Source organism: Streptomyces sp. NPDC107581, assembly GCF_055657175.1.
In genome coordinates this window covers 240,975-257,170 of the sequence record NZ_JBVKBH010000005.1, presented here as the reverse complement: position 1 = coordinate 257,170, position 16,196 = coordinate 240,975, and the positions used below count along the sequence as shown (strand labels likewise).

11 protein-coding genes and 2 pseudogenes are annotated in these 16,196 nt (G+C 70.8%); 3 read left to right on the top strand and 10 right to left on the bottom strand.

The annotated features are described in order from the left end of the window. Positions 1–71: 71 nt before the first annotated feature. The gene (locus ACZ7P3_RS14460; RefSeq protein WP_472081357.1) at positions 72–1,568 is read right to left on the bottom strand and encodes a carboxylesterase/lipase family protein; all 1,497 of its coding nucleotides are present in this window, start codon (positions 1,566–1,568) and stop codon (positions 72–74) included. A 43-nt stretch (positions 1,569–1,611) separates the two neighbouring features. Further along, entirely contained in the window at positions 1,612–2,259 is a 648-nt protein-coding gene (locus ACZ7P3_RS14455; RefSeq protein WP_472081355.1) for a TetR/AcrR family transcriptional regulator, read from the bottom strand. 68 nt (positions 2,260–2,327) lie between these two features. On the opposite strand from ACZ7P3_RS14455, the pseudogene ACZ7P3_RS14450 reads away from it, so the two are divergent. Beyond that, positions 2,328–3,848, top strand: a pseudogene (locus ACZ7P3_RS14450) (extracellular catalytic domain type 2 short-chain-length polyhydroxyalkanoate depolymerase); the annotation flags it as partial. Between the two features lie 158 nt (positions 3,849–4,006). Here the strand turns inward: ACZ7P3_RS14450 and ACZ7P3_RS14445 are convergent. After that, on the bottom strand, positions 4,007–4,372 hold the full coding sequence (locus ACZ7P3_RS14445; protein ID WP_472081967.1) for a winged helix-turn-helix transcriptional regulator: 366 nt from the start codon (positions 4,370–4,372) through the stop codon (positions 4,007–4,009). A gap of 122 nt (positions 4,373–4,494) precedes the next feature. Between ACZ7P3_RS14445 and ACZ7P3_RS14440 the strand changes: the two genes are divergently transcribed. Further along, the gene (locus ACZ7P3_RS14440; RefSeq protein WP_472081353.1) at positions 4,495–5,145 is read left to right on the top strand and encodes an FMN-dependent NADH-azoreductase; all 651 of its coding nucleotides are present in this window, start codon (positions 4,495–4,497) and stop codon (positions 5,143–5,145) included. Between the two features lie 87 nt (positions 5,146–5,232). Here ACZ7P3_RS14440 and ACZ7P3_RS14435 read toward each other — a convergent pair whose 3' ends face one another. Beyond that, entirely contained in the window at positions 5,233–6,270 is a 1,038-nt protein-coding gene (locus tag ACZ7P3_RS14435) for an alcohol dehydrogenase catalytic domain-containing protein (protein ID WP_472081351.1), read from the bottom strand. Positions 6,271–6,325: 55 nt separating this feature from the next. Beyond that, entirely contained in the window at positions 6,326–6,736 is a 411-nt protein-coding gene (locus ACZ7P3_RS14430) for a (R)-mandelonitrile lyase (protein ID WP_472081349.1), read from the bottom strand. 68 nt (positions 6,737–6,804) lie between these two features. Here ACZ7P3_RS14430 and ACZ7P3_RS14425 point away from each other — a divergent pair. Further along, positions 6,805–7,026 (top strand): annotated as a pseudogene (locus ACZ7P3_RS14425) (MmyB family transcriptional regulator); the annotation flags it as partial. A gap of 18 nt (positions 7,027–7,044) precedes the next feature. On the opposite strand, the gene sbnA reads toward ACZ7P3_RS14425, so the two are convergent. The 5 genes from sbnA to ACZ7P3_RS14400 are packed head-to-tail and all read right to left on the bottom strand — an operon-like array spanning position 7,045 to position 16,082. Beyond that, complete coding sequence (gene sbnA / locus ACZ7P3_RS14420; protein ID WP_472081347.1) at positions 7,045–8,070, bottom strand: 2,3-diaminopropionate biosynthesis protein SbnA; 1,026 nt, start codon at positions 8,068–8,070, stop codon at positions 7,045–7,047. A gap of 37 nt (positions 8,071–8,107) precedes the next feature. After that, the gene (sbnB, locus tag ACZ7P3_RS14415) at positions 8,108–9,178 is read right to left on the bottom strand and encodes a 2,3-diaminopropionate biosynthesis protein SbnB (protein WP_472081345.1); all 1,071 of its coding nucleotides are present in this window, start codon (positions 9,176–9,178) and stop codon (positions 8,108–8,110) included. Further along, entirely contained in the window at positions 9,175–10,179 is a 1,005-nt protein-coding gene (locus ACZ7P3_RS14410; protein WP_472081343.1) for a TauD/TfdA family dioxygenase, read from the bottom strand. The genes sbnB and ACZ7P3_RS14410 overlap by 4 nt, the downstream gene beginning before the upstream one ends. Before the next feature lie 41 nt (positions 10,180–10,220). Then, positions 10,221–13,472 (bottom strand): non-ribosomal peptide synthetase, encoded by a 3,252-nt coding sequence (locus tag ACZ7P3_RS14405; RefSeq protein WP_472081341.1) that lies wholly within the window; start codon positions 13,470–13,472, stop codon positions 10,221–10,223. 12 nt (positions 13,473–13,484) lie between these two features. Then, complete coding sequence (locus ACZ7P3_RS14400; protein WP_472081339.1) at positions 13,485–16,082, bottom strand: Pls/PosA family non-ribosomal peptide synthetase; 2,598 nt, start codon at positions 16,080–16,082, stop codon at positions 13,485–13,487. Positions 16,083–16,196: the final 114 nt, after the last annotated feature.

Sequence of the window (16,196 nt, the reverse complement as noted above, 5' to 3'; positions counted from 1 at the left end):
GATCATCGCATCCGTGATGTCCCGGCCGGTACCCCGTGATCCGGCGGCCCGGCACGAGCGGACCGCGTGCGTCAGCGCAGGCCGTCCCACAGAGTCCGCAGAGCACCGCGCGGGTCGTGGCAGGTGGCCGGTGCGGCCGCGAAACGGCGTACGGCGCGGTCCGGTTCACCGTAGGCGGGCCAGCCGGGATCGCCGGTCGTGGCGAAGGAGACCCAGGCGGCGTGCATGCTGTCCGCGACCGCCTGCGGCGGGGCGTCGCCGACCAGAGGCGCGAAGGCCGGGTCGGTCAGATTGTCGAAGACGAACGGGACGTCGACCGCGTGGCAGGCGCCCAGCGCCCCGTCGCACGCGGGGGAGGGCCAGGCGAACTCGTAGACGAAGGCGCGTGCACCCCGGCGTGCCTGGGCTTCGGCCAGGCGCAGCGCGGGAAGACGATAGAACCAGTCGGTGGCGATCTGGGCGAACAGCTCGCCCGGACCCGCTTCGGGGAAGGCGGCACGGTAGGCACCGACGCCCCGGCCGGGCGGCAGACCGTACCCGGTGGCGGTGCGTTCCACGAGGTCGTCGGTCACCAGCTCGCACAGCCCGGACGCCACGGTGAACAGGCGGAATTCGTCGCTGGTGCAGCCCACCAGTATGTCGATGTCCGCCGCCGCGCCCTCGGCGATCGCGTCCATGGGGGCGCGGGGAAGGCTGTCCTGGTCGACCACCGGCTCGAAGGGCATGAGGTTGAGCGCGGCCTCACCCCACAGCGCCGGATCGGGACGGGCCGTGATCTCGGCGCGCAGCTGAACCTGCGCGGCCAGCAGCTGTTCGACGGGCACCGCGGCGAGGTCCGGCCGGGTGGGCGGCACCCCCAGGATCGAGGCCAGGCGGTCAGCGACGAGGGCGGCGCCGGCGGGGGAGAGCGTGTGCTGCGCCGCACCGCTCTGCAGCACCGCGCGGTGGAAGAGGCCCTTGGCCGCGGGCATGGCCAGCAGGGCGCCGATGCTCATGGCGCCGGCCGACTGGCCGCACACGGTGACACGGTCGGGGTCGCCGCCGAAGGAGGCGATGTTGTCACGGACCCAGGCGAGCGCGGCGATCTGGTCCAGCAGACCCAGGTTGGCCGGTGCGGTGTCGCCGCGACCGAGGTGGAGGAAACCTTCGGCGCCCAGACGGTAGTTGAGGGTGACCAGGACGACCCCGTCACGGGCGAACGCGGTGCCGTCGTAGCCGGTGAGAGATCCGCAGCCGTTGGTGAAAGCGCCGCCGTGGAGCCAGATGAGCACGGGCAGGCGCCCGGCAGGATCGGGGGTCCAGACGTTGAGGTTGAGGAAGTCCTCGCCGGGGACGAGCGCCTCGGGGAGCAGGCGGTCCAGCGGGGGACGGTACGGCGCTTGCGGGGCGGTGGGGCCATAGGCGCCGGCGTCGCGGATCCCCTCCCAGGCGGCCGGCGGCTGCGGTGGCGCGAAGCGCAGCGGCCCGGTGGGCGCGGCGGCGTAGGGGATGTTCTTGAAGCCGGTGGTGCCGGCAGGGCCGGTGATGCCACGGACCAGGCCGTGGCAGGTCGCGAGGACCGGTCGCATGGTCACTCCTTCGCGCAGAGCGGGGACGGGGACACCGCTGTGTTCAGCGGCCGGCGTTCACCATGCGCAGCGCGAACTGCGCGTACTGGTCGGCGACCTGCTCGCGGGTCCGCTCCAGGGCGGGGCCGAACCACTGCGCGACCTGCACACCGAGGCCGCCGATCGCGGTGACCGCCAGCAGTGGGTCGTCGATGGCGAACTCGCCGTCGTCGGCGCCGCGTTCCAGGACGTCGGCGAGCAGGCGGCGGCACTCCTCGCGCAACTGGAGCGAGGGCGCGGCCAGTTCGGGTGGCAGGGCGTGCAGTTCGCCGTTGGTGACCACCGCCAGCAGGGGATGGTCGGTGTGCAGCAGCACATGGGCGCGTACCAGGGCGGCCAGCTGCCGGGCGGCGCTCTCGTCGCGGGTCGCAGCGGCGGCCTCCGTCAGCCGGGTCCGCATCTCCTCGTGGCCGATGCGCACCAGCTCGGCCAGGACGTGCCCCTTGGACGGGTAGTGCGCGTACAGCGTCGCGGAGTTGATGCCGACCATGCCCGCGATCTGCCGGATCGAGGCGCCGGCGAAACCGGACACGGCGAAGAGCTCCAGGCCCGCCTTGAGGATCTTGCCACGGGTTCCGGGCGGGGTGACGCCTTCGGGGAGGACCGCCTCCATCGCGACGACCCGGCGGGGCTCCCAGGCGGGAAGTTCCACGGCTGCTCCTGAAGGCTCGGCAAGAATTCCAACCAATCGATTGGTTGACACCGTAACGCAGAAGTCGGATGGTGACTCGCAACGATCCGGAAACAACCAATCGATCGGTTGGAAACGTGGCCGTGCTGTCCGCCCCGGCGGCCGGTCTCGATCCCAGGGGGAGCCCTCCGGCGAGCCGCCCCCTCCACGGCTCCGCCGCGCCTGCCACGTCCACCACGCCCGCCGCGCCCGCCACGCCCGCCGCGCCTGCCCGGTCCACCGCGCCTGCCACGTCCACCACGCCCGCCGCGCCTGCCAGGTCCACCACGCCTGCCAGGTCCAACGCCGACCGCACTTGTCACGTCCACCGCGCCGACCGCACTTGTCACGTCCGCCGTGCCGACAGCGCCGACCTGACTGTCACGTCCGCCGTGCCCACAGCGCCGACCGTGCCTGCCGGGCCCTCCGCGCCTGCTGCACCCTCTGCGCCCTTTGAATCCCCGCCCGTTGGACCCCCGCCCGTTGGGCCCCCGCCCATCGGCCCCTTGGCCTTCGGCCCCTCGACCCTCCATCCCCCGACCACCGACCCCCACCCCATCGGAGTGTGCTGCATGAGATTCCGCTCCCTGCGCAGAGCCGCCCAGGCCGTCGCCTCACTCGGCGCCGCATTCGCCCTCGCGGCCGCCGGTCCCGCCGCGCCGGCCCGTGCTGCCGCCGCCGGCCCCCTGCCGGACCTGAACATCACCGGCACCTACGTCACCGGCGTCTCCTCCGGCGGCTTCATGGCCACCCAGCTCCAGGTCGCCTACTCCGGCACCTTCGACGGCGCCGGCATCGTCGCGGCCGGGCCGTACGACTGCGGCCAGGGCCATGTGATCAAGTTCGTCACCTGCGACCTCGGCCTGGGCGTCCACGACCTGGAGCAACAGGCCGAGGACTGGGCGTCCCAGGGCCGTATCGACCCGGTCTCGAACCTGGCGGGCAAGCCGGTCTACACGTACCACGGCTACCTCGACCCGGTCGTCAACCCGCTGGTCTCCCGGGCCGGAGTCGACTTCTACGAGCACTTCGGCGCCGACGTCACCTACCACGACGGGGATCCGGCCGGACACTCGTGGCCCACCCCCGACGGCGTCGTCCCCTGCGCCCTCACCCTGCCGCCGTTCCTGAACAACTGCCACGACGACCCCCAGCGGGAGATGCTCACGTCCTGGCTCGGCGGGGTCGCTCCCCGCAACACCGGTGCCCCCCAGGGCACCCTCAGGTACTTCGACCAGAACGCCTACGCCCCGGGCGGCTCGGCCCACTCCCTCTCCATGGACCCCACCGGGCAGCTCTACGTTCCGCCGGCCTGCGCGAACGGCGCACCCTGCAAGCTGGTGGTGGCCCTGCACGGCTGCCTGTCCGCCCAGCAGCTCCTGGGCACGGCCTTCGCCGAGAAGGGCAATCTCGACACCTACGCCGACACCAACAACCTCGTCGTCCTGTACCCGCAGGCCGTCTCCAGCGTCTGGCCCGTCAACCCGCAGGGCTGCTGGGACTGGTTCGGCTACACGGGTTCCGACTACGCCGTGAAAAGCGCACCGCAGATGACCGCCATCGTCGCCATGGTCCACGCCCTGGGCGCCCGCTGGCCCCGTCCCCGCGGTGCCCGCCGCCCAGCATCCGGGTACCGCGGGGACGAGGTTTTTGCGGCCGATTCGGATGCTCCGGCGGGCGAGGCGGGCAAGGCCGCGGGGCCGGCTGTGAGGGGCGGGGTCGGCCAGGGTTATACGCCCGGTCCCTGGCAGGGCGGTGCGTCCGGCAGATGCTCCTTCGCCCACTCGCCGAGTGCCCTGAGCGAGGTCTCCAGGGCGGCTCCCGACTCGGTCAGCCGGTACGAGACCCGCAGCGGCGGTCCCTCGTCGACCTCGCGCACCACGAGTCCCGCGGCGCCGAGCTCGGCGAGCCGGTCGGAGAGCATGCGCTCGCTGATGCCGGGGATGGCCCGGCGCAGGGTGGCGAAGTGGGTCGGCTGCCCCATCAGGACCGCCAGGATCGGGCCGTTCCAGCGCTTGCCCAATACCTGGAAGACACGGGTGATGCCGTCGTCCACACGCTTGCACTCGGCCGTGTCATGGGTCTGCTCCGCCATGGGGTCAGGGTACTACTCCGCCGTATGGGGGTGAAAAAAAGTAAGTCCCTATGTTAGATATAGCTGAGTACAAAACCTCAGCCCGGGCGTGGCGCTCGGGCCCCCTTCTTCTGGAGACACTCATGGCCACCCTGCTCCACCTCGACTCGTCGCTCTTCCCGGGCGAGGCGTCCGCCTCCCGTGCCGTCACGGACGCCTTCCGCAGGACCTGGCAGGAGCAGCACCCCGGCGGCACGGTGATATACCGCGACCTGGAGGCGAACCCCGTGCCGCACATCACCGCGGCCGCCCACACGGCAGGCTTCGCCGACCCCGCCACCCACACGCCCGAGCAGACGGCCGGCTTCGCCGAGCGCGTGAAGCTGATCGAGGAGCTGGAGCAGGCGGACGCGGTCGTCATCGGCGCGCCGATGCACAACTACACGATCCCGTCGACCCTCAAGACATGGCTGGACAGCGTGATCCTGCTCGGCCGTACGGTGGGCGAGACCCCCTCCGCCAAGGGCACCCCGGTCACCGTCGTGGCCAGCCGCGGCGGTTCCTACGCGCCCGGCACCCCGCGTGAGCCCTACGAGTACGTCCGGAACTACCTGACCGCGGTCCTCGCGGATGCCCTCGCCCTCGACGTCGACTTCATCGTGCCGGAGCTGACCATGGCCCCGCACAACCCGGCCATGACCGAACTCGTGCCGCTCTTCGAAGCCTCCCGTGACCGGGCCCTCCAGGAGGCGGCCGCGAAGGCGAAGGCACTGGCGGAACGCTTCGCGGCGTAGGAGCGGCGGCCCGCGCGGCGCCCGGCGCGCCGGAGGCCCCGCCGCGCTCACGGGGCGGGACCTCCGGCCGAAGGACCCGGGCCGGCGTCAGGGGCGGACGAGGACCTTGAGGGCCTCACGGCGGTCCATCGCACGGTAGCCGTCGGGGACCTCCTCGAGACCGATGGTGCGGTTGAAGACCCGGCCGGGGTCGACCGTTCCGTCGAGGACGCCGGGCAGGAGTTCCTCGATGTAGGCGCGGACCGGTGCGGGGCCGCCGGTGAGGGTGACGTTCGGGCCGAAGAGGCTGGTGAAACCGACCGGCGCCGCATCGTACTGGGGCACGCCGACCCGGCTGATGACACCGCCGGGACGCACCACGCCGACCGCCATCTCGTAGGCACTCATGTAGCCGACGCACTCCAGCACGGCGTGGGTCCCGTCGCCGCCGGTCAGCTCGCGGACGCGCGCGATGCCCTCTTCGCCGCGCTCGGCCACGACATCGGTGGCGCCGAACTCACGGCCGAGGTCGGTACGGTCCTTGTGCCGGCCCATGAGGACGATCCGCTCGGCGCCGAGCTGCCGGGCGGACAGCACCGCCAGCAGGCCGACCGCGCCGTCACCGATGACGGTCACCGTGGTGCGCGGGTTCACGCGCGCCTGCTTGGCGGCGTGGTACCCGGTGCCGTACACGTCGGACAGGGTCAGCAGCGAGGGCAGCAGCTCGGAGTCCTCACCGACCGGCAGTCCGACCAGGGTGCCCTGGGCCTGGGGGACGCGGACCGCCTCCGCCTGACCGCCGCCGACGCCGCCGGCGGCCCAGAAGCCGCCGTTGCGGCAGGAGGTGTGCAGGCCCTCCCGGCAGAACACGCAGGTGTTGTCGGAATAGGCGAAGGGGGCCACGACCAGGTCGCCGCGCTTCAGCCCGGAGACCTCGGAGCCGAGTTCCTCGATCACGCCGATGAACTCATGCCCCATCGGAGTGGGCCGGCCGGAGGCCGGCAGGGTGTGGTACGGGTGCAGGTCGCTGCCGCAGACGCAGGTCCGCACGACGCGCACGACGGCGTCGGTGGGCTGCTGTACGACCGGGTCGGGCGCGTCCTCGACGCGCACGTCGCCGGCGCCGTACATGAAAGTTGCCCGCATGATGTGATACCTCGGCTGTTCGTGATCGGGGACGGTGCCTGAGCGGGTGGCCGGATCAGGAGCGGGTGGCCGGACGGGCGTACTGCTCGTCGGTGACGTGCTCGGCCCAGACCGTCTCGGCGGTGCCGTCGCCCGTGCCCTCCCACATCGCCAGGTGCTCCATGAAGTGGTCGGGGGCGGCGCCGTGCCAGTGCTCCTCGCCCGGCGGGCACGAGACGGTCTCTCCTGGACGGGCCTCCAGGACCGCTCCGTCGCGGGTGCCGATCAGGGCGATGCCGGAGACGATGTGCAGGGTCTGGCCCAGCAGGTGACGGTGCCAGGCGGTGCGGGCACCGGGCGCGAAGCGGACCAGGTTCACCCGCATCCGGGACGGCTCGCCGCCGGGGTGGATCACGTCCCACCACACATCGCCGGTGAACCACTCGGCCGGCGCCTTGCTGGTGGACTGCTTCTTGAGGAATTGCACGGGTGGTGCTCCCAGGAGGTGATTGATTTCCGGTACGTCGGTGAAATCCGTACACCTGCAACGCTCACAAGGTCCTGGACCACCCCGTCGTCGGCGAACTCACCCTCGACTGGGACACCCTGACCGCCAGCACGGACCCCGACCAGCAACTGGTCGTCTGGACCGCCGAGGCCGGTACGCCCACCCACGACGGACTGCGTCTGCTCGCCTCCTGGGCGGCCGAGCAGCGCCGGCCCGCCGCACCCCCGGGTGCCCTGATCGTCCCCGGCCGCACGGGGACACCCGGCTAGCCGCACGGGGGCACCCGGCTAGTTCCTCGGCCGGCGTTCCTGTGCCGGGGAGCGGCGCTTGTCCCCGCGGGGCGGGGCGGGCACGTCCTCGGAGTCGAGGATGTGGTCGCCGTACAGGTCCTGCAGCCAGTTGGTCTGGTAGATGGTGTCGAGGTAGCGCTCACCGAGGTCGGGTGCGATGGCCACCGCGGTGATGTCCTCGGTGTCGTGCCGGGCCAGCCAGTCCGTCGCGCCGCTGACCACCGTGCCGGTGGAGCCGCCGAACAGGAAGCCGCGTCTGGCCATGCGGTGACAGGTGCGGATGGTGTCCGCCTCCTCCACCCGGATGACCTCGTCCACGAAGGACTCGTCGAGCAGCGGTGGCACCATGCTCATGCCCAGGCCGGGGATCATCCGGCGGCCCGGCTTGCCGCCGAAGGCCACCGAGCCCACGCTGTCCACGGCGACGATCCGCACCGGCCGCTCCTCTTCGCGGAAGTAGCGCGCGCAGCCCATCAGGGTTCCGGCGGTGCCCGCCCCGATGAACAGCACGTCCAGCCCCGGGAAATGGTGGGCGATCTCCTGGGCCGTCGTACGGTAGTGCGCCCGCCAGTTGCCCGCGTTGGTGTACTGGCTGAGCCACACATAGCGGCTGTCGGACGAGCACAGGGACCGGACGTAGTCGATCCGCGTGCCCAGGAACCCGCCGTTCGCGTCGAGGTCGGCGACGACGTGCACCTGGCTGCCGAGTGCTTCCATCAGCAGTCTGGTCGACAGATTGCAACGGGAGTCCGTCACACACAGGAACCGGTAGCCCTTGCTCGCGGCGATCATGCTGAGGGCCACACCCAGGTTCCCGGAAGAGGACTCGACGAGGATGGAGTCCGACTTCAGGACTCCGTCCCGCTCGGCGCTCTCCACCATCTCGTTCGCGGCCTTCAGTTTGATGGATCCGGCGAAATTGAATCCCTCGCACTTCAGGTAGAGGGGGCATCCGAGGATCGACTTCAGGTCGACGAACAGTCCGCCTTCGTTGAAGTCATGGGGAGCGGAAATGACGGGCACGGTGGGCCTCCTGAGACCAGGGCTGAGGACAACGGCCTCAGCCGTACCGGCGCAGGTCGTGGAAGAAGTCGTCGATGAGGCGGAGGTCGCCCGCCCCTGCTGCTTCGTCGTAGACGTACTTGCCTACGGCGAGATCGAGGACGCCGAGTCCGAAGGGGGAGAAGATCACGGGGCGGTCGGTCGGCGGGGCCGCCCGTCCGAGCATGACGTCGTTGAGGGTGCCGTTCAGGAAGTCGCGGTTGCCGGTGCGCTGCTCGACCAGATGGGGGGAGGTGTCGGCCTTGAGACAGTGCTCGACGTCGTCGACGAAGTTGGCCGAGGCCATCAGCACCTCGGGCGCGAGGTCACGCAGCGAGATGTGCAGGACCAGGGGGTTGTGGGAGAACCAGGCCGGGTCGGTGACATGGGGCTCACCGGCGATGGTGGCGAAGACCACGAGGTCGCTGGAGCGGATGAGGTCCTCGGCGCTGTCGTGGACGGTGACCTCTGCGGTGGTGTCGGCCTGGTGCAGATAGCCGCGGAACCCCGTGGTGCTGTCGGCGGACACGTCGTGCACACCGATCGCGTCGAACGACCAGCCGGTGCCGGCCAGGAACGTGTGGATGTACCGGGCGATCAGACCCGTACCGAAGAATCCCACCCGCGCGGGGCGGGGCCGGTTGCGGCTGAGCCAGTCGGCGGCCAGCGCGGCGGACGCCGCGGTCCTGGTCGCGCTGATGATGGAGCTCTCCAGACACGCGAAGGGGTAGCCCGTGTCGGGGTCGTTGAGGATGAGGACCGCCGAGGCGCGGGGCAGCCCGGCGTCCACGTTGTCCGGGAAGCTGGAGATCCACTTGACGCCGTCCACGTGGACCGACCCGCCGACGGAGGCCGGCAGTGCGATGATCCGGGCGCGGGGGCGGTCGGGAAAGCGCAGGAAGTAGGACGGCGGATTGACCGAGTCCCCGGCGCCGTGCAGCCGGTAGGTGGCCTCGACCAGCTCCACGATCTGTTTCTCGCGTCCGCAGAGTGCTTGCTGCACCTGCGTACCGGTGATCACCGCGAACGTCGGCGTCGGAGCCGCATGCGGTGCGGCCGGCTGGGTGGCGGTGGACGGCATACGGGTCATCGCTGGCTTGCCTCCGGGTTCGGGCAGCAGTCGGCCAGGCGGCGGGGTTCGGCCATGCCGACCAGTACCTGCCGCTCTCCGGTGAAGGCCTCTCTGCTGTGTGCGGTGCGGATGTTGTCGACGAGCAGCAGGTCACCGGCCTGCCAGGGCTCGCGTCGGGTGTGCTGCTCGTAGGTGGAGTTGAGCAGCTGGACGACGTCCTCTCCGATCGGGGAGCCGTCTCCGTAGCGGGTGTTGAACGGCAGTCCGTCCTCGCCGTAGACGTCCAGGAGGTACTCGCGGACCTCCTCGGCCAGCGTCCACTCGTTGAGGAAGGCGATCTGGTTGAACCAGCAGCGCCGGCCCGTGAGCGGATGCCGCACGATGGCGCTGCGGCGCTGCTCGGTACGCAGGGAGCCGTCGGCCAGCCAGGTGAAGTCGATGGCGTTGGCCCGGCAGTAGTGCTCGATCGCGGTGCGGTCGTCGGTGCCGAACGACTCCGTCAGGGACGCCCCGATCTCGTCGTTGTAGGAGCGGGTCAGCAGCCAGCCCTCGCGCTCGAACCGCTCCGTCAGCGCGCCGGGCAGCGCCTGGAGCACCTGTTCCGCGTCCGCGACCGCGGTCGCCCCGCCCTGGGAGGGTGCGGTGAGACACACGAACAGCATCAGGCCGGGCACCTCCAGCAGGTAGCTCAGCTCGTGGTGCATGCACATGGGCTGGTTGGCCGGCCAGGTCGTGGAGGAGTACAGCCCGGGGCCGTACGCCTGGCGGGGGGCGAAGGCCTCCCGCTCCGGCATGAGCCCGCCGGCGAGCCCCGCGAAGACGGCACCGGCCCGGGACACCTCCCGCAGGTCCAGACCGCGGACGACCAGCGCCCCGTGCTGGGTGACCTGCGCACGCAGCGACTCGCGGTTGTGGGCCGCCCAGGCCGGCGCGTCACCGGGGGAGTCGACGTGCAGGATCGCGGGTCTGTCCGGCCGTAGCTCCACGTCGAGAGGTGCTGCCAGGGGTGAGGACGACATCTCGGTTTCCCTTCGGTTGCCCGTCTGAGGCTCTGTGGGGTTCAGGAGGAGGTCAGGGGTGCCACGACACCCAGGACGGCCTGTGCCGCCCGGGCCGGGCGGGTGCGCGGGAAGTAGTGGCCGCCGTCGGCCAGCTCGTGCAGATCCACGTGCTCGGCCAGCAGCAGCCAGTCCCGGTAGTGCTGGGCGTGGCCGGCCGTGTGCGGATCGTCGGCGGCCACGACCACCGAGACCGGCGCGGCCAGTTTCACCGGTGCGGGATCTTCCAGAACGGCGCAGAAGTAGCGGTGTGCGGACATGCAGTCGTGCCGGTAGGCGGCACCGATGTGCTCGGCGTGCTGCGCGTTCAGTTCCGCCAGTTCGGTGTGGCCGCTGTCCGCGGTCAGCAGGGCGGCGATCTCGGCGTTGCTCCGGCCCGTCAGTTCGGCGAGGGCGGCACGCCGGCCCTCGGCGGTGCCGAGCAGCTGTGCACCGAGGAAGACCCGCGGCACGTCCACACCGTGCTCCTGCAGTTTCCTGGCCGTCTCGATCGCCGGCGCGGCGCCGGAGGAGTGGCCCCACAGCAGGACCCGGGTCAGGCCGCGCGCCGCGATCTCGGCGGCGACCCGCTCCGCCACCTGCGTGATCGAGGCGAACGGCTCGTGGTCGGCGGCCAGGTCGTGACCGGGCAGGTCCACCGCGAGGACCTCCGTGCCGCTGCCCGCCAACGCGCTCGCCATCGGCTGGTAGTTGACCGCGTTGCCGCCCGCGTAGGGGAAGCACACCAGGGCGCGCTCCGGCGTACCGCCCGCTTCCGACAGCGGATGCAGCAGCTCCGTGCGCCGGCGTGCCGTCCCGTCGATGAGGGCGGCCAGGTCGGCGAGGACCGGATGCCGGGTGATGTCCTTGAGGGACACCGCGCGGTCGAGCGCGACGGTCAGTCTGACCGCCGTCAGGGAGGTGCCCCCGGAGTCGAAGAAGTGGTCCGTGCGGCCGATCTGCCGCTCGGGAACGCCCAGCAGATCGGCCCAGACGGCCGCCAGCTTCCGCTCGGTCGCGGTGAGCGGGACACCGTCCTGCTCCCTGACCACGGCCGGTTCCGTCTCTTCGGCGAGAGCGGTGAGCGCCTTCCGGTCGGTCTTGCCGTTGGCGGTCAGCGGCAGGCCGGGCCGCCAGTGGAAGGCCGAGGGGACCATATAGCCGGGCAGCACGGCGCCCAGCGCCTCGCGCAGCTCGTCCGCCTGCAGACCCCGGCCCGTGTAGAAGGCGATCAGGTGCTTGTTCTGCCCGGGCCGGTCGGCGACGACCACGGCACCGTCCCGCACCCCGGCCACCCGCAGCAGGGCGTTCTCGATCTCACCGATCTCGATCCGGAAACCGCGGATCTTGACCTGGTTGTCGCGGCGGCCGAGGAACTCCAGCTTGCCGCCCGGGTGCCAGCGCCCCCAGTCACCGCCGAGGTAGAGCCGCTCACCCGGCCGGTACGGATCCTGCCGGTAGGCCTCACGGGTCCGCTCGGGATCGTTGACGTACCCGCGGCCCACGCAGACCCCGGAGAACGCGATCAGGCCCGGAGCGCCCAGCGGCACCAGCGACAGATCCTCGTCCACGACGTAGACGTGCACGTTGTTGACCGCACGCCCCAGCAGAACGCGCTCCGGCACCGCGTCCATGACCTCGTGGTTGGTGTCGTCCGAGGTCTCGGTCAGTCCATAGGCGTTGACCAGCCTGATCCCCGGCTGGATCGCGAACCAGCGCTGGACCAGCTCCCGCTTCAGCGCCTCACCGGTGACCGACACGCACCGCAGGTCGGGCAACGTGCAGGGGTGCTGCTCCAGGTACGAGACCACGACCTCCAGATAGGAGGGCACGAGCTGCGCCACGGCCGCCCGGCCGCGCACCAGGGTGTCGACGAACCGCTCCACGTCCACGATCACGTCCTGCCCGACCACCAGCGTCCGCCCGCCCACCAGGAGCGCGGACATCAGCTGCCACAGCGAGATGTCGAAGCACTGCGGGGCGGTCTGCGCCACCGTGCTTCCCTCGCCGACCCCCAGGTCGTCGATCTTGGCATGGAGATGGTTGAGCAGGCCCGCGTGCTCGCACATCGCGCCCTTCGGCTCGCCGGTGGAGCCGGAGGTGAAGTAGATGTAGGCCAGCTGACCGGCGTCGACCCGTACCCCGAGATCACCGTCGGGGTGCGGTTCCGCGTACGCCGCCTCGATCAGCAGCTTCTCGGTATCCGGCACGGTGGCCAGCGCCCGGTCGAGGGTCAGGGTGCTGCCGGACTCGGTGAGCACCAGCCGGCAGCCGGCCCGTGACAACGTTGCCGCGATGCGTTCGGCCGGGAAGTGCGGCTCGATCGGCAGATAGGCTCCGCCCGCCTTGAACACCGCCAGCGTCGCGGCCAGCCAGTCGAGATGGCGTTCGGTGACCACCGCGACCACGCCCTCCGGGCCCAGCCCCCGCTCCCGCAGCGCCCGGGCCAGCCGGTTCGCACGCGCATTGAGCTCCCGGTACGTCCACTCCCGCTCGCCGTGCACGGCCGCCACCGCGTCCGGGTGCGCCCGTACCCGCTGCTCGAACAGTTCGTGCGCCCGCGCGTCGGGCAGCGCGCGGCGGGGCCCGGCCAGGCCCTCCAACTGCTCGTGCACCTCGTCGTCGGACAGCAGGCTCTGCCGTGCGTGCTCGGCGTCCACGTCGGCCGCAAGCAGCCGAAGCGCCGTCAGGTGGTAGCCGCCGATCCGGGCCGCGGCCGGGTCGTCCAGCACGTCCGTGCGGTACCGCAGCCGCAGTCGCAGCCGTCCGTCCCGGTCGGACCACCGCACATGCAGAACGCCGTCGTCGGCAAGGGTGTCCTCGGCCCCGCCGGGACCGAACACGATCTCGTACGGCAACTCCGCCGCACCCAGCTCCCGGCGCAGCTCGTCCACCGGGAACTCCCGGTGCGCCAGGACGTCCGCCTCGGCGTGCTGCGCGGCCGTCACCAGTTCGCGCCAGGAACCCGGCGGCACCGTCATACGGCACGGCAGCGGCTCGCCCCGCACCCCGGCGGCGTAGCCCGTCACCACCTCCGGCTCACCGGACAGCGTGGCCAGCACCCTGGCATGCGCCGCCAGCAGCAGCGCACTGACCGGTACTCCCAGCTGTCCCACCAGCCCGCGCACCGCCTCCGCCACGTCGTCCGGCACCGTCGCCTCGTGCTCGGCCGCTCCCGGAGCCGGCTGCCGGACCCACCGCGGCACCGCGGTGGTACCGCCTTCGGCCAGGACACGGCTCCAGAACTCCCGGTCCGCTTCCACGCGCGCTCCCATCGAATGCCTTCCTCAACTCACGGTCGCCGCAGGGGCGTCGGACGAAGACGGTGACACTGCCCGGCCACTGCCGCCGTGCTGTCCGGCGGCTCCCGGCAGGTCCGCGGCCGGGTTGCCGCCCCACCGTGCGCAGGCGGGTACTTCCTCGCCCTTCATGAGGAAGGAGTCGGGCGCCAGCACCGCGCCGTCGCCCAGCGTCACGCCGTAGTGCACATGGGCGGCGACGCCCAGCGTGCACCCGGCACCGAGTGTGGTGCCGTCGGACTTGAAGGTGCCGTCCTCCTGCGAGTGGCACTGGATCTTGCTCCCGGCGTTGAGGGTGCAGTCGTCGCCGATGGTGGTGAGCGACCGCTCCGTCAGATAGCAGCCGTCGTCGAAGACCCTGCCGCCGATGCGCACGCCCAGCAGCCGCCAGACCAGGGCCTTGAAGGGCGTCCCGTTGAAGATGTTGAGGTAGTGGTCCGGCACCTTCCACAGGCGCTCGTGCCACCAGAAGTACGGGTCGTAGATGGAGCACAACCGGGGCCGCAGCGCGCGGAACGACGCGATGCACCGCTCCAGCAGGACGAAGTACAGGGTGCTGAACGCGAGGGTGATGGCCATGTATCCGCCGATCACCACATGCCCGATCACTCCGTACAGATCCACGGACACGAGCCCGAACAAGGTGAGCGCAAAGGTGTGCAGCCACCGCACGGACAGCATGAGGGCCATCGAGCGCATGTTGTAGCGGTTCTTCGCGGCGAGACGACGGTGGAGTGTCTCGCCGGTCCTGAGGTCGTCGAACCGGGAGTCGCGCTCCACCGACCGGGGTATCTCGAAGCAGGGCGAACCGAGAAGGCCTACGTTTTCCCGGACTTCACCGTCGAGGGGAACCATCACCTTCGTCGCGAGCAGGCAGTTGGCGCCCGTTCTGCCGCCGGCGGGATAGGCGATGTTGTTGCCGAGGAAGTTGCGCGGCCCGATCGACGCTCGCGACAGCCGGAAGGACGTACTGGAATAGTCCGCGTTCACCACGGAGAGGCCGTCGGCCACCATCGTTCCGCTGCCCACGGACACCAGGAACGGGGTTTCGTGCTGCACCTCGGTGCCGAAGTTCGACCCGGTCTGCTCGACCCGTGACAAGTCGTATCCGAGGCCCTGGAGATAGTGCACGATGTAAGAACTGTCACCGAAGAGCCAGGCGAAGAACTTGATGTTCGTCATGCGGGCGGACGCCCGGTGCACCGCGTACTGGAATCCGTAGAGCGGATAGACCCGGTCCGGCTTGACGGCCAGCGCCATCAGCCGCGGCACGGTGCACAGGACGACGATGCCCAGGACGACGAAGCCGAAGAACAGCACCAGCGATATCTCCAGCGCGTCGGGGATCAGTTCCGACCGCTTCACCGCCGCCGTCTGCGGGTCGAGGCGCTTGCCGAGCGCCGGGACCCCGATGAAGAGCATGTACACCCCGCCGACGGCCACCGGTATGTACAGGAGGAACAGCTGGACCAGCGTGAGGAGGCTGAACCAGGCCCGGCGCAGGGTGCCGCAGCCGGCGGGCGCGACCCGCACGTAGTCGATACCGGTGGGCTGCGCCGGTGATCCGTGCCAGTGCTCGCCGTCCGGGACCGCCTGGCCGCGGTACAGCGCCGAGGCGTGGCCCAGCTGCGCGCCGTGGCCCATCGTCGTGTCGATGTCCAGGACGGTCTTCTCGCCGATGAACACATCGTTGCCGAGCGTGATCCGGCCGGTCTGGATGTGCCCGGCGTGCGCCCGGTAGCCGAGGAGGAACGAGTCCTTGCGGATGACCGTACCGGCGCCGATCGTGAGCAGGTCGGTGCAGACCGGGACGGACGGGGAGAGGATGGTGACTCCCTTGCCGATCCGCGCGCCGAGCACCCTCAGATACATCACGTACAGCGGACTCCCGACGAAGAGGATCATCGGATTCGCGTGGAGCAGCACCTTGACGAGCCAGAAGCGCAGATACGTCAGACCCCAGACGGGGAACTCGCCCGGCTTCCAGCGGCCTATGAGCAGCCATTTGGCGACGACCGGGAACGTGCACATGGCCACGAACGCGATGCCTCCGAACAGGAGCGACCGCACATAGGTGTCGGTCAGCCCGGAACCGGCGGCGATCCAGCCGTATCCACCGTCGGCGACAAGACCGGCGGCAAAGGAATAGCCGAGAAATGCCAGCAGCTGGAATGTTCCGCACAGCGCATGGCTCAGTCTGCCGGCGTGTGGCACCGGGGCCGGCGGCTCCGCGGGCACCGGGGGCTGGGCGGACACCGCTGGATCGGCGGGTCGGGGAGCGGCTTCCGCGAAAGCCGCCGCCAGGCTCCGGATCGTGGGGTGCCGGTATATGTCCTTCATGGACGGGGACGGCAGATCCGCTCTCTTCCGCAGCCGCGCGCAGAACTGGGCCATGACCAGGGAGTTGGCGCCGAGGTCGGTGAAGAAGTGGCTGTCGACCGGAATGCGTTCCGCGGACACGACGTCAGCCAGTGCATCCGCGAGCTTCCGCTCGGTCTCCGTGGGCGCACGGCCCGAGCCGCTCTGCCTGGTGACGGCGCCTTCGTGCGGCCCGGATATAGGGACCTCGGAGGACTGCTCCACCATTCGATCTCCTGGAAGAGGTCTGGATCGCCGACGGCCTTCAGTTTCGGTCCGCCACCGGTCGGCTGCCACTTCGGAAAGAACGCCGTGCGAGCGGGGAATGCCCTACGGGCCCGT

Excerpts from the sequence above, each read along its gene's own strand:
- ACZ7P3_RS14435 (WP_472081351.1), bottom strand. The coding sequence starts at position 6,270 with ATGCGGGCAACTTTCATGTACGGCGCCGGCGACGTGCGCGTCGAGGAC.
- ACZ7P3_RS14445 (WP_472081967.1), bottom strand. The coding sequence starts at position 4,372 with ATGGCGGAGCAGACCCATGACACGGCCGAGTGCAAGCGTGTGGACGAC.
- ACZ7P3_RS14410 (WP_472081343.1), bottom strand. The coding sequence starts at position 10,179 with ATGTCGTCCTCACCCCTGGCAGCACCTCTCGACGTGGAGCTACGGCCG.
- ACZ7P3_RS14405 (WP_472081341.1), bottom strand. The coding sequence starts at position 13,472 with ATGGGAGCGCGCGTGGAAGCGGACCGGGAGTTCTGGAGCCGTGTCCTG.
- sbnB (WP_472081345.1), bottom strand. The coding sequence starts at position 9,178 with ATGACCCGTATGCCGTCCACCGCCACCCAGCCGGCCGCACCGCATGCG.
- ACZ7P3_RS14400 (WP_472081339.1), bottom strand. The coding sequence starts at position 16,082 with ATGGTGGAGCAGTCCTCCGAGGTCCCTATATCCGGGCCGCACGAAGGC.
- ACZ7P3_RS14460 (WP_472081357.1), bottom strand. The coding sequence starts at position 1,568 with ATGCGACCGGTCCTCGCGACCTGCCACGGCCTGGTCCGTGGCATCACC.
- ACZ7P3_RS14440 (WP_472081353.1), top strand. The coding sequence starts at position 4,495 with ATGGCCACCCTGCTCCACCTCGACTCGTCGCTCTTCCCGGGCGAGGCG.